Consider the following 12,326-nt stretch of genomic DNA (forward strand, 5'->3'; position numbering starts at 1 on the left):
GCCGCATGACAAAGCCGTAACCTTTGTCCTCAACGCCTTGCCGACCTTCCGCCCCCGGATAAGGTGCCGGCGACTTTTCCGGGGGAGTACCCATATGTTCCGTTCCGCCGCGCTCGCCGCGCTTCTCGCCACTACCGCCCTTTCGAGCGCCGCCATGGCCCAGACCGCTCCCGCTTCCGCCAACGCCCCCTCGGGCTTCGCCACTTCAGACGCCACCGATCCCTATCTGTGGCTGGAAGAGGTCGAGGGCGAGCGGGCGATGGAATGGGTCCGCGCCCACAATGAACATTCGCTCGGCGTTCTGCAGGGCGACCCCCGCTACGCCCAGCTGCACGCCCAGGCGCTGGAGATCGTGCAGTCTCGCGACCGCATCCCCGGCGTCGGCTTCAACCACGACGGCACGCTGGACAATTTCTGGCAGGACGCCACCCACGTGCGCGGCGTCTGGCGCACGACCACACTGGACAGCTATCGCACGGCCGAGCCCGTGTGGGAGACCATCCTCGACATCGACGCCCTGTCGACCGCCGAGGGAAAGAACTGGGTCTACAAGGGTGTGACCTGCCTGCCGCCGCAGGAAACCCGCTGCCTCGTCAGCCTGTCGGACGGCGGCAAGGACGCCGTCACGGTGCGCGAGTTCGACCGCGCCACCCGCACCTTCGTCGCCGACGGCTTCATCCTGCCGGAATCCAAGGGCGGGGCCTCTTGGATCGACGAGAACACCCTGCTGGTCTCGCGTGACTTCGGCGACGGCACCCTGACGGACTCGGGCTACCCGCGCACCGTCCGCCTCATGCGCCGCGGCCAGACGATCGAACAGGCCACGACCATCTTCGAAGGTCAGCAGACAGATGTTTCGGTCAGCGCCTACACCCTGCGCGACGCCGACGGCGTGGTGAAGGCGACACTGATCAACCGGGGGATCAACTTCTACGAGGGCGAAACCTGGCGTCTGAACGCCGACGGCACGACGACCCAGCTGCAACTGCCGGCCAAGTCGAACATCAACGCCCTGGTGCAGGGCCAGCTGGTGGTCACCACCGATCAGGACTGGACCGCCCCGTCGGGGCAGGAGTTCAGGACCGGCGACGTCATCGCCTGGAACCTCGAGCAATGGCTGGCCAACCCGGCCACGCCCGCGCAACTGATCATCCGCCCGACCGAGCGGGAAGCCATCGAAGGCATCACCGCGACCCGCAACAAGCTGGTCGTGGCCCTGTACGAAAACGTGCGCGGCTCGGTTTACGTCTACCAACCCAATCCCTCGGGCGAGTGGGCGCGGACCCGTCTGGACCTGCCGCAGAACGTCACGGTCGGCGTCGGTTCGGCCTCGGAACGGAACGATCAGGTCTTCGTCAGCGTCGCCGGCTATCTGAACCCGTCCAGCCTCTATCTGGCCGACGCCGCCACCGGTCAGGCCGATGTGGTGAAGTCCCTGCCCGCCAAATTCGACGCCACCGGCATGGTGGTCGAACAGTTCGAGGCCCGCAGCGCCGATGGCACGATGATCCCCTACTTCGTCGTCCATAAGGGCGACATGCCGATGGACGGCTCGAACCCGACCCTGCTGTACGGCTACGGCGGCTTCCAGAGCTCGCTGTTGCCCGGCTATTCGGCCACGGTCGGCAAGCTGTGGCTGGAGCGCGGCGGCGTCTATGTGATCGCCAACACCCGCGGCGGCGGCGAGTTCGGCCCCCGTTGGCACCAGGCGGCCCTTCAGGAAAATCGCCAGCGCGCGCACGAGGACTTCCAGGCCGTCGCCCTGGACCTCGAGGCCCGCAACATCACCTCGCAGCCCCGCCTCGGCATCATGGGCGGCTCGCAGGGCGGCCTGTTCATGGGCGCCATGCTGACCCAGCGCCCGGATCTCATCAACGGCGCGGTCATCCAGGTGCCCCTGTTCGACATGCTGCGCTTCCACAAGCTGCTGGCCGGCGCGTCGTGGATCGCCGAATACGGCAACCCGGACATTCCGGAACAGCGCGCCTGGATCGAGCAGTACTCGCCCTACCAGAACCTGCGCGCGGGCCAGCCCTATCCCGAGGTCTTCATCCACACCTCGACCAAGGACGACCGCGTCCACCCGGGCCACGCCCGCAAGGCGGCGGCGCGTCTGGAGGCGCTGGGCTATCCCGTCCTGTTCTATGAAAACACCGACGGCGGCCACGCCGCCGGCGCCAACCTGCAGGAGACGGCCCGCCGTCTGGCGCTGGAGTACACCTATCTGACCCGCCGCCTGATGGACTCTCCGGCGCAGCAATAGGCCGACCGGTTCAGGGCCTCGAAGCGGTGGAGGGGTGTTCCGCTCCACCGTCTCCGGTCCTTGACCACCCCGACCATCCTGCGGATGGTCCCGCTCCCCCTTCCGGGGAGGAATAACGCGGAGTCTGTTTCGATGATGAAGTCCCTGATGATGGGTGTGGCCATGGTCGCCATCGCCGCGCCCGCCTATGCGCAGAGCCAGACCCCGCCGCACTTCCCCGCCGACCTGACCCCCGCCGGCGTTCGCGCCGCCGACGATCATCTGGCGCTGGAGGAGGTCAACGGGACCGAGGCGATGGCCTTCGTCGCGGCGTCGAACGAGCGCGCCCTGGCCAGCCTGACCAACGATCCGCGCTACGAAACCTTCCGGGCCGAGGCCGAAACCATCCTGACCGCCACCGACCGCATCCCGGCGCCCAGCTTCCTCGGCGACGGTATCGGCAACTTCTGGCAGGACGCGACCAATCCCAAGGGCGTTTGGCGCCGAACCACGCTGGACAGCTACCGTTCGGCCGATACGCAGTGGGAGACCCTGCTGGACATTGACGCCCTGTCGCGCGCCGAGGGCAGGGACTGGGTCTTCAAGGGCGCCAGCTGCCTGGCCCCGGACGAGACCCGCTGCCTGATCAACCTGTCGGACGGCGGCAAGGACGCCGTGGTCGTGCGCGAATTCGACACCACCACCAAGAGCTTCGTGGACGGCGGCTTCATCCTGCCCGAAGGCAAGCACCGCATCAGCTGGCTGGACCGCGACACGCTTCTGGTCGCCACCGACTTCGGCCCCGGCACCCTGACCGAGAGCGGCTACCCCTTCATCGTCAAATCCCTGAAGCGCGGCCAGCCGCTGAACCAAGCGACCGAAGTCTACCGCGGCGACCGGTCGGACGGCGGCTATGGCGTCTCGGCTTCGGTCTATCGTGATAGCCGAGGCGCGGTGGAGGCCGTCATCATCTCGCGTCCTCTGGACACCTACCGGTCGGAGACATGGCGGCTGATTGACGGTCGACCCGCGAAGCTGGCCGTGCCCGAACAGGTCTCCATCTATGGAACGCTGGGGCAGCGGCTGGTGCTGTCGAATGACGAGGCCTGGCGCTGGGGCGCCCGGACCATCGCCCCCGGAACCCTGCTGGCGATTTCCATGGAGGAACTGGCGCGCGGCGCCGGAGGGCTCTACCCCGATACGGATCCGGAAACGATCTTCACGCCCACCCCGCGCCAGTCGCTTCAAAGCGTGGCGGTGATGGATGACCACGTCGTCGCTGTCATTTCAGACAATGTCGTCAGCCGGGTCAGGCGCTATCGCTTCGGCCAGAACAATCAGGCCGTCTGGTCGGGGAGCGATATCGCCGGACCGGAGAACAGCGCCATCGGATTGGGCGACAGTTCGAAGGCGTCGGGACGGGTCTTCGTGTCCGCTCAGGGCTTCCTGACGCCCCCCACACTGGGCCTTCTGGCGGCCGACGCTGCCGCGCCGACCGAGCTGAAGTCGGCTCCCGCCAAGTTCGACGCCTCGACGCACGTCACCGAGCAGTTCGAGGCGACGTCCTCGGACGGGACGAAGATTCCCTATTTCGTCACCCGCCCGCGCGACCAGAGCGGCCCGGCGCCGACCATCCTGTTCGGCTACGGCGGCTTCCAGGTCAGCTTCCCGCCCGCTTACAAACCCGAAATGGGCAAGCTGTGGCTCGAGAACGGCGGCGTCTTCGTCCAGGCCAACATCCGGGGCGGTGGCGAGTTCGGGCCGCAATGGCATCAGGCGGTGCTGAACGAGAACCGCCAGCTCGCCTTCGACGACTTCGCGGCGGTCGCCCGTGATCTGGAAGCGCGTGGCATCACCACCCCACGCCGTCTGGGCATCTATGGCCGGTCGAACGGCGGGGTCCTGACCTCGGTGTCGATCACCCAGCATCCGGAGTTGTTCAATGCCGCGGTCATCGAGAGCCCGCTGATCGACATGCTGCGCTATCACGAGCTGCCCGCGGGCGCTTCGTGGATCGGCGAGTACGGCGACCCCCGAATCCCCGAGGAAGCCGCCTGGATCGCCCGCTATTCGGCCTATCAACAGCTTCGTCCGGGCGCGCACTATCCGCGCGTCTACATCACCACCAACACCCGCGACGACCGCGTCCATCCGGGTCACGCCCGCAAGTTCGCGGCCCGTCTGGGCGATATGGGCTACGACCACCTCTATTATGAGGAAACCGCCGGCGGTCACTCCAATGACGCCGACCCGGTCGCCAACGCCCGTCGCTGGGCGCGCCACTACGTCTATCTGTCGCAACAGCTGATGGATTGAGGAGGCTGGGCTCCATTGGCGATGGAGCCCACTGCCCCTCTTCTGCGCTGGGGAAGTGATTAGTGGTTCGATGCCGCTCGCGCAGGTGCACGGCCTGCGGGCGCCGGCGCCGAAACCGCCACCCATTGATCACTAACCACTAATCACGAGCCGGGCTCCGCAGCCCGCCGCCTCGAGCGCAACCGAGCCCGCCGCTTACGCCGGCTCCGCCACCTTGTCCTTCTTCACCTTGGCCGGCTTTTCAGCCTTCGGAGCCTTGGCGGGCTTGTCGGCTTTCTCGGCCTTGCGAGCCGCCTTTTCAGCCTTCTTGACCTCGCGGGCGGCCTTTTTGGCGGCCTTGGCTTCCGCCTTGGCTTTCAGCGGGGCGGCGTCCGCCTCCCCGGCCAGTTCGCCCAGCAGGTCCAGGAAGACATCACGCTTGCCCTTGGGCAGCAGGCCGACGATTCGCTTGTCAGCGGCCTCGACGCGCGGGCGCGCCGCTTCCAGCGCCGCCTCGCCGGCTGGCGACAGGCGCACAGCCTTGGCGCGGGCATCGAGCGTCGACTTCTCCCGATCCAGCAAGCCCTTGGTGGTCATCCGCGCGACCAGATCAGCGAGGGTCGAACGGTCGATGCCGGTGGCGCGCACCAGATCGGTCTGCGTCAGGCCCGCCTTGTGGCTCACGGCCTCCAGCACGGCGAACTGCCGCTGGGTCAGACCGTCCGGACCCGTCTCTTCGGCATAGATATCGAGCGCCAGCTGCAAGGCGCGGTGAATCAGATGGCTGGGTGAAACGCCGAGGGCGCCGCCACGCTTGGGCTTGTTACCGGACTTGACCATGAACCGTATCCCCTCGGCTGCATCGACAGAGCTAGCAGCCGCGTTTTACGGTTTGACGACGGACAATCTCTTTCAGCGTCAAAGCCCGGTGTCGGGCGATACCGGCTCTACGGTCTCTTCATCCTTGATCAGGTGCTTCATGATGAAGAACACCTGCCAGATGCCGAAGGCGGCCGAAGCCATCCAAAGTCCGCCCCGGAAGGCCATCCAGACATCATAGGGATCCGCCGGTGGACGTTTCAACGCCTGCAGCGCAGCCTCGACCACCACCGGACTGCGCACCAGCTCGTTCACGATCGCCACGGCGGCGAAATACAGGCCGTAGCGTAGCGTCAGCCCACGCCAGCCCGCGTCGGTGATCTTCAGGGCTGAACCCAGAAGATATTTGAACGGATACCGGCCCAGCGGCAACGAACCCAGCAGCACCACCGCGAGCACCGCGTTCTGCACCGTGATCTTGATCTGCAGCAACTTCGGATCGTGAAACACCAGCGTCAGCACGCCGAACACCAGGGCGAAGCCGCCGGTGAGCAGCGGCAAGGGCGCCAGTCGCCGCTCGACGATCCAGCCGATCGCCAGGGCGACAAACGAGGCTCCGACCAGAACCCAGGTCGCGTGCAGCATCGCCTGGGTGCTGTCCTGCTTAAGCACGAACCGCATAAAGGCATAGGCGGCCAGGAAGGCGACGAGCGCGCCGAAATCGACGGCCTGACGAATGCTGGAGCCCCGACGTTCAGTGACTTCGGTCATGGGTTCAGTCCTCCAGTCCGACCAGCGAGCGCGAGAACGCACGGGCATCGAAAGGTTGCAGGTCCTCGACCCCTTCGCCGACGCCGATCAGCTTGATCGGAGCGTCCGAGGCCTGCGCCACCGGCACCAGCACCCCGCCACGCGCGGTGCCGTCCAGCTTGGTCATCACCACGCCCGACACATAGGCCGTCCGGCCGAAGATCTTTTCCTGTTCCAGCGCATTGCGGCCGACCGTGGCGTCCAGCACCAGCAGGGTCTCGTGCGGGGCGTCCGCATCAATCTTCTTCAGCACGCGAACGATCTTCAGCAGTTCGTCCATCAGGGCCGACTTGTTCTGCAGCCGGCCGGCGGTGTCGATCAGCACGACATCGAACCCTTCCGCCTTGGCGCGGGTGTAGGCGTCGAAGGCCAGACCAGCGGCGTCGGCGCCGTCGCGGCGGCTCTCGAAGGTGGCTCCGGCCCGCTCGGCCCAGACCTTGAGCTGTTCACGCGCGGCGGCGCGGAAGGTGTCGCAGGCCACGATCATCACCTTGGCGCCTTGCGCCGTCAGGTCCGAGGCGATCTTGCCCAAGGTCGTCGTCTTGCCCGAGCCGTTCACCCCCACGAACAGGGTCACGAAGGGCTTCTGACCGGCCAGCGGCTCGTAACGGGCCTCGTGATTGATCAGCTCGGCGGCCACGGCCTCGGCCAGCGCTTCCTTGACCTCCCGCTCATTCGCCCCGGCGGAGAAGCGCAGCTCGCGGAACCGCTCCACGATCCGGTCGGTCGCCGCCGGCCCCAGATCGCTCTCCAGCAGATGCTCTTCCAGCTGTTCCAGCGCCTTGTCGCTGAGCGGCTCCTTCACGAACGTGGCGACGACCTGTTCGGTCATCTGCTTGGAGGAACGGCTCAGGCCTTCGGTCAGGCGCGAGAACCAGCCTTTTTTGGGCGTATCGGTCATGACCCCCGTTTAGCGGTCGGCGTTCGTCAGGTCACGGGCTAACGTAGCCGCAGCCCGCCTTTGGCTCTATATGAGCAAAAGACCCCTGAAGGATCGCGCCTTGGCCGAGACATCCGCCTTCCACCGCCCCGCCACCCACGGCTTCGTCCGCGTCGCCGCCGCCACCCCGGTGGTGCACACCGCCGACCCGGCGGCCAATGCTGACGAACACATCGCCCTGATCCGTCAGGCGGCCGGACAAGGGGTGGACCTGATCGTCTTTCCCGAGCTGTCCCTCAGCGGCTACGCCATTGACGACCTGCTGCTCCAGACGGCGCTGCTCGATGAGGTCGAACGGCAGGTCGACCGGATCGTGCAGACGATCAAGGATCTCAAGATCATCGCTGTCGTCGGCGCGCCGGTGCGTCACGAGCAGCGGCTTTACAACGCCGCCGTGGTCATCGCCGACGGCTGGATCTGGGGCGTGGTTCCCAAGACCTATCTGCCCAATTACCGGGAGTACTACGAGAAGCGCTGGTTCTCACCGGCTTCGCCAGAACTGAACCCAGGCGGCGGGACCCATTTCGCGGGCTATTACGCCGCCTTCGGCACCCACCTCATCTTCAGCGTCGAGGATCGTCCCGACCTGAGCTTCGGCGTGGAGATCTGCGAGGATTACTGGGCCCCGCTGCCGCCCTCGACGCGTCTGGCGCTCGCGGGCGCGCGCGTCCTGCTCAACCTGTCAGCCTCCAATGTCGTCATCGGCAAGTCCGTTGACCGCGCCATGCTCAGCTCCAGCCAGTCGGCTCGCGCCATGGCGGCCTATGTGTTCACCGCCTCGGGCTGGGGCGAGAGCACCACCGACCTGGCCTGGGATGGGCAGGCCACCATCCACGAACTGGGCGCCAAACTGGCCGAGGGCGAACGTTTCGCCCTGGAAAGCCACCTGACCGTCGCCGACATCGACCTGGACCGGATTGCGCAGGAGCGCATGCGCACCGGCACCTTCGCCGATTGCGTCCGGCGGGAGATCAAACCCGGCGACTACATCGAGGTGGCGATCCGTGAACAGGGCCTCGGTCAGGCGACCGGGGACCTTGTCCGCCCCCTCGACCGCTTCCCCTTCGTGCCCGACGACCCGGCGCGGCTGGATCAGGACTGCTACGAGGCGTTCAACATCCAGGTTCAGGGCCTGATGCGCCGGCTCAAGGCGACGGGGTCGAAGACCCTCGTCATCGGCGTCTCGGGCGGGCTCGATTCCACACAGGCGCTGTTGGTCGCCTGCCGCGCCTTCGACCGGCTGGGGCTGCCGCGCACCGGCATCCTCGGCTTCACGATGCCCGGCTTCGCCACCTCGGACGGCACCAAGTCAAACGCCTGGGCCCTGATGAAGGCGCTGGGCGTCACCGGCGAAGAGATCGATATCCGCCCCGCCGCCGAGCGCATGCTGGCCGACATCAAACACCCTTACGCCGACGGCGAACCGGTCCACGACATCACCTTCGAGAATGTGCAGGCGGGCCTGAGGACCGACTATCTGTTCCGCCTCGCCAACCACAACGGCGGCCTGGTGCTGGGTACCGGCGACCTGTCGGAACTGGCGCTGGGCTGGGCCACCTATGGCGTCGGCGACCATATGAGCCACTACAACGTCAACGGTGGCGTGGCGAAGACCCTGATCCGGCACCTGATCCGCTGGGTCGCGGCCAAGGAACATGACGGCGAAACGGTTCGCGTGCTGCACGCCATCCTGGACACCGAGATCTCGCCCGAGCTGGTCCCGGCCAGGGACGGCAAGATCCAGTCGACCGAGGCGACCGTCGGTCCCTATGCCCTGAACGACTTCTTCCTGTTCTACATCACCCGCTTCGGGATGACCCCGTCCAGGGTGGCCTTCCTGGCCCATCAGGCCTGGAAGGATGCGTCGACCGGCCACTGGCCCGAGGGCACGCCGGAGGATGAGAAGGTCGAATACGACCTGCCGACCATCAAGAACTGGCTGCGAAAATTCCTGCACCGCTTCTTTCAGACCAGCCAGTTCAAGCGCTCGGCCGTGCCGAACGGGCCCAAGGTCGTCACCGGCGGCTCTCTGTCGCCGCGCGGCGACTGGCGCGCGCCGTCCGACGCGACGGCCAAGGTCTGGATCGATGAGCTGGAGACGAACGTTCCCTAGCGGTTCGCGACAAAGACCAGAACAACCAGCACCGGCGCCAGCGGCAGCAGGACCCGGATGATCGGCACAAGGCGTCGGGTGCTGCCGTCCACCTCCCGGTATCGCCGCGAATAGAGCTCCATGAGGTTGATCGACATTCCTCCGCCCCATGGGCGGAACCCGAGGGTGAATATCTCGGGCGTCGATGGGGGCAGGTCTCCGCTACGCTTCAGGGCGTCCAGCCGGAGGCTCAGATAAACGAGCAGTGCGATCGCCATCATCCAGCAGGCAAACGCTGTGATGCCCAAAGCGGGAGCCAGCCAGCCGATCACGGCACCTCGTTCAGGAACGGGAAGATCGCCGCCTTGGCTTCCGGCTCGTCCAGCATCGGAGCGTGTCCCACGCCCGGCACCTCGACGAAGTCCATCTTTGGCGCACGCTTGCGCATCTTGGTCGCGATGCTCTCGCTCAGCAGGTCCGATGTCTGGCCGCGCACCAGCAGCACCTGACGCCCGCGGGTCAGCCGGCCGAACATCGGCCACAGGTTCGGGACCAGCGCCTTGGCCCCCGCCGCCTTGATCGGCACGGCGATGTCCGGATCGTAGTTCAGCACCGGCGCCCCTTCCGTCCCCTCGCGGAAGATGCGGCGGGCGAAGGCGTCCCAGTCGGCGTCCGTATAGTGTGGGAAGGCGACCGCGTTGATCCGCTTCGCATAGGCGGCGGCATCGGCCCAGGTCGGGGTGTCCACCGGCTGGCCTGAATAGGCGGCGATACGCGCCAGCCCTTCCTTGGCCACCTCGGGACCGACGTCATTGATGATGGCGCCCGCGATCACTTTCGACCGGATGGCGGCCAGCGCCATGGTGATCAGCCCGCCCATGGAGGTGCCGACAAAAACCGCGCGCTCGATTCCGGTCTGCGCCAGCAGCGCCAGCACATCCTGGGCATAGGTGGCCGGCTGATAAGTCATCGGATCCTGGGCCTCGTCCGACAGGCCGCGCCCGCGCACGTCGATGGCCAGCACCCGCCGCCCGCTCTGGGCGATCAGAGGAGCGATGACCTCGAAATCCTTGGAATTCCGGGTCAGGCCGTGAATGCAGATCACCGGCAGCTTCGCCGGCCCGCCGGCAGGGGCGTAGTCGCGGGCATAGAGGCTGAGGCCGTCAGCGCTGGTCCAGCGGCGATCAACGAAGGACTGGCTCATGCGGTCTCCGGGAAGCTAAGGGCCAATCGTAATTCATCGGGGCGGGAAAACCCACCGGTCGAGCCCTGACAAAAATGGATCAGTGGCCGAGGAGTTCGCGGACGAAGTCGTCCAGATTGCCGCCCTCGAAGCGGAAGCCGGGGATGCCCGCGCGTTTCGCGGCCTCCATGTCCGACGGCTGGTCGCCGATCATGAAGCTCTTCGCCGGATCGATATTGTGCTCGGCGATGGCCTTCAGGATCATTCCCGGATTGGGCTTCCGGTCCGGATGGTCGGGATGGATATAGGCCTCGACCCGCCCCTCCGAGTGATACGGACAGGCATAGACGGCGCCGATGCGCCCGCCCCCGAGCGCCAGCTTGCGCACGATCAGATCGTTGAAGGCGTGCATCTGCTGTTCGGTGAACAGGCCGCGCGCGACGCCGGACTGGTTGGTCACGATCACGCACAGATAGCCCAGCCGGTTCAGCCGCCGCACCGCCTCGGCCGCACCGGGCATGATGCGCAGGTGTGATTCGAGATGCGGATAGCCCGTGTCCTCGATCAGAACGCCGTCGCGGTCGAGAAATACAGCGGGATGGCCGGTCGACATGGCGCTTGGGATAGGCGCCCCGGAGGTTCGTTGCAATCCCTCACCCGAAGTGACCCCTCACGATTTGGCGGGACCGGGCGCCATTTGTTAGGAGCGGCCAACCTCACCGGCGCGTTGAACCCGCGCCGCACCGCCCGCGCGTCCGCGACCGGAGACCACGAATGAGCATTCCCTTCATCGACCTTCAGGCCCAGCGCCTGCGTCTGGCCGGCAAGATCGAGGCCGCCGTTCAGGAGGCTGTCGTCGGCGGCGCCTGGGTCATGGGCCCGCAGGTCCGCCAGTTCGAGGCTGATCTGGCCGCCTTTGGTCAGGCGAAGCACGCGCTGGGCTGCGCCAACGGCACGGACGCCCTGGTCCTGCCGCTGATGGCCTGGGGCGTGGGCGCCGGTGACGCTGTCTTCTGCCCCAGCTTCACCTTCACGGCGACGGCCGAGATCGTGCCCTGGACCAATGCGGAGCCGGTCTTCGTGGACGTCGACCCGGTCACCTACAACATCGACCCGGTGAAGCTGGAAGCCGCCATCGAGGGCATCAAGGCCGAGGGCCGCCTGACCCCGCGCGTGGTCATCGCTGTCGATCTGTTCGGCCAGCCCGCCGACTATCCGGCCATCAAGGCGATCTGCGACAGGCATGGCCTGAAGCTGATCTCGGATTCGGCCCAGGGCTTCGGCTGCACCGTCAACGGCGACCACCCGATCAAATGGGCCGATGTCACCACCACCAGCTTCTTCCCGGCCAAGCCGCTGGGTTGCTACGGCGACGGCGGCGCGGTGCTGACCAATGACGACGATCTGGCGCAGGAGATGGATTCCTACCGTGTCCACGGCAAGGTGGTCGCCAAGGACCTGACCGCCGGGGCCGACGCCTTCGAGCACGATCCGAAATACCTGGCCATGCGCATCGGCATGAACAGCCGCCTGGACACCATTCAGGCCGCGATCCTGATCGAGAAGCTGAAGGTCTTCGGCGAGGAGATCGAGTGGCGCAACCGCATCGCCGCCCGCTACAACGAAGGCCTGCGTCCCCACGTCGGCGCGGTGCCGGACGTGCCGGCCGGAAACGTCTCCAACTGGGCCCAGTACACGATCGAGCACGATGACCGCGACGGCCTGATCGCCCATCTGAAAGAACAGGGCGTGCCCACCGCCGTCTACTATCCGGTGCCGATGCACATGCAGCCGGCCTACAGGCACTTCCCGCAGGGCGCGGGCGGTCTGCCGGTCACGGAGCGCCTGAAGGACCGGGTTCTCAGCCTGCCGATGCATTCGGATCTGGACGAAGCGACCCAGGACCGCATCATCGCCGCCGTCGCATCGTTCAAGGGCTGATCCG

10 protein-coding genes are annotated in these 12,326 nt (G+C 66.6%); 4 read left to right on the forward strand and 6 right to left on the reverse strand.

Annotated features, from left to right (window positions below; all coding sequences use genetic code 11):
* The first annotated feature begins 94 nt into the window (after window positions 1-94).
* Both ACODRV_RS04545 and ACODRV_RS04550 read left to right on the forward strand, forming a co-directional pair.
* Window positions 95-2,263 carry a prolyl oligopeptidase family serine peptidase gene (locus ACODRV_RS04545; protein WP_488907573.1) on the forward strand — a complete coding sequence of 723 codons (2,169 nt, stop codon included), beginning with the start codon at window positions 95-97 and terminating at the stop codon, window positions 2,261-2,263.
* Between the two features lie 132 nt (window positions 2,264-2,395).
* Window positions 2,396-4,558, forward strand: a complete 2,163-nt coding sequence (locus tag ACODRV_RS04550) for a prolyl oligopeptidase family serine peptidase (RefSeq protein WP_488907574.1) — start codon at window positions 2,396-2,398, stop codon at window positions 4,556-4,558.
* A gap of 195 nt (window positions 4,559-4,753) precedes the next feature.
* Here ACODRV_RS04550 and ACODRV_RS04555 read toward each other — a convergent pair whose 3' ends face one another.
* The 3 genes from ACODRV_RS04555 to ftsY form a co-directional block, all read right to left on the reverse strand.
* The gene (locus ACODRV_RS04555) at window positions 4,754-5,377 is read right to left on the reverse strand and encodes a MarR family winged helix-turn-helix transcriptional regulator (protein ID WP_141628119.1); all 624 of its coding nucleotides are present in this window, start codon (window positions 5,375-5,377) and stop codon (window positions 4,754-4,756) included.
* 78 nt (window positions 5,378-5,455) lie between these two features.
* The gene (locus ACODRV_RS04560) at window positions 5,456-6,127 is read right to left on the reverse strand and encodes an inner membrane-spanning protein YciB (protein ID WP_488907575.1); all 672 of its coding nucleotides are present in this window, start codon (window positions 6,125-6,127) and stop codon (window positions 5,456-5,458) included.
* A gap of 4 nt (window positions 6,128-6,131) precedes the next feature.
* The gene (gene ftsY / locus ACODRV_RS04565) at window positions 6,132-7,067 is read right to left on the reverse strand and encodes a signal recognition particle-docking protein FtsY (RefSeq protein WP_141628121.1); all 936 of its coding nucleotides are present in this window, start codon (window positions 7,065-7,067) and stop codon (window positions 6,132-6,134) included.
* Window positions 7,068-7,137: 70 nt separating this feature from the next.
* Here ftsY and ACODRV_RS04570 point away from each other — a divergent pair, with 70 nt between their 5' ends.
* Window positions 7,138-9,219 (forward strand): NAD(+) synthase, encoded by a 2,082-nt coding sequence (locus ACODRV_RS04570; RefSeq protein WP_488907576.1) that lies wholly within the window; start codon window positions 7,138-7,140, stop codon window positions 9,217-9,219.
* On the opposite strand, the gene ACODRV_RS04575 is transcribed toward ACODRV_RS04570, so the two are convergent.
* The 3 genes from ACODRV_RS04575 to ACODRV_RS04585 all read right to left on the reverse strand — a co-directional run bounded on the left by ACODRV_RS04575 (window position 9,216) and on the right by ACODRV_RS04585 (window position 10,994).
* Window positions 9,216-9,530: a hypothetical protein gene (locus ACODRV_RS04575; protein WP_488907577.1), complete on the reverse strand. Its 315-nt coding sequence runs from the start codon at window positions 9,528-9,530 to the stop codon at window positions 9,216-9,218. The genes ACODRV_RS04570 and ACODRV_RS04575 overlap by 4 nt on opposite strands.
* On the reverse strand, window positions 9,527-10,402 hold the full coding sequence (locus ACODRV_RS04580) for an alpha/beta fold hydrolase (RefSeq protein ID WP_488907578.1): 876 nt from the start codon (window positions 10,400-10,402) through the stop codon (window positions 9,527-9,529). Before ACODRV_RS04580 ends, ACODRV_RS04575 begins: the two co-directional genes overlap by 4 nt.
* Window positions 10,403-10,481: 79 nt before the next feature.
* Window positions 10,482-10,994 (reverse strand): D-glycero-alpha-D-manno-heptose-1,7-bisphosphate 7-phosphatase, encoded by a 513-nt coding sequence (locus ACODRV_RS04585; protein ID WP_488907579.1) that lies wholly within the window; start codon window positions 10,992-10,994, stop codon window positions 10,482-10,484.
* Between the two features lie 161 nt (window positions 10,995-11,155).
* Between ACODRV_RS04585 and ACODRV_RS04590 the strand changes: the two genes are divergently transcribed.
* Window positions 11,156-12,322 carry a DegT/DnrJ/EryC1/StrS family aminotransferase gene (locus ACODRV_RS04590; RefSeq protein WP_141628125.1) on the forward strand — a complete coding sequence of 389 codons (1,167 nt, stop codon included), beginning with the start codon at window positions 11,156-11,158 and terminating at the stop codon, window positions 12,320-12,322.
* Window positions 12,323-12,326: the final 4 nt, after the last annotated feature.

This window comes from Brevundimonas sp. FG8, from assembly GCF_057808845.1.

Bases quoted from the DNA above. Each gene is read 5' to 3' on its own strand.
- ACODRV_RS04545 (WP_488907573.1), top strand. From the start codon at position 95: ATGTTCCGTTCCGCCGCGCTCGCCGCGCTTCTCGCCACTACCGCCCTT.
- ACODRV_RS04550 (WP_488907574.1), top strand. From the start codon at position 2,396: ATGATGAAGTCCCTGATGATGGGTGTGGCCATGGTCGCCATCGCCGCG.
- ACODRV_RS04555 (WP_141628119.1), bottom strand. From the start codon at position 5,377: ATGGTCAAGTCCGGTAACAAGCCCAAGCGTGGCGGCGCCCTCGGCGTT.
- ACODRV_RS04560 (WP_488907575.1), bottom strand. From the start codon at position 6,127: ATGACCGAAGTCACTGAACGTCGGGGCTCCAGCATTCGTCAGGCCGTC.
- ftsY (WP_141628121.1), bottom strand. From the start codon at position 7,067: ATGACCGATACGCCCAAAAAAGGCTGGTTCTCGCGCCTGACCGAAGGC.
- ACODRV_RS04570 (WP_488907576.1), top strand. From the start codon at position 7,138: ATGAGCAAAAGACCCCTGAAGGATCGCGCCTTGGCCGAGACATCCGCC.
- ACODRV_RS04580 (WP_488907578.1), bottom strand. From the start codon at position 10,402: ATGAGCCAGTCCTTCGTTGATCGCCGCTGGACCAGCGCTGACGGCCTC.
- ACODRV_RS04585 (WP_488907579.1), bottom strand. From the start codon at position 10,994: ATGTCGACCGGCCATCCCGCTGTATTTCTCGACCGCGACGGCGTTCTG.
- ACODRV_RS04590 (WP_141628125.1), top strand. From the start codon at position 11,156: ATGAGCATTCCCTTCATCGACCTTCAGGCCCAGCGCCTGCGTCTGGCC.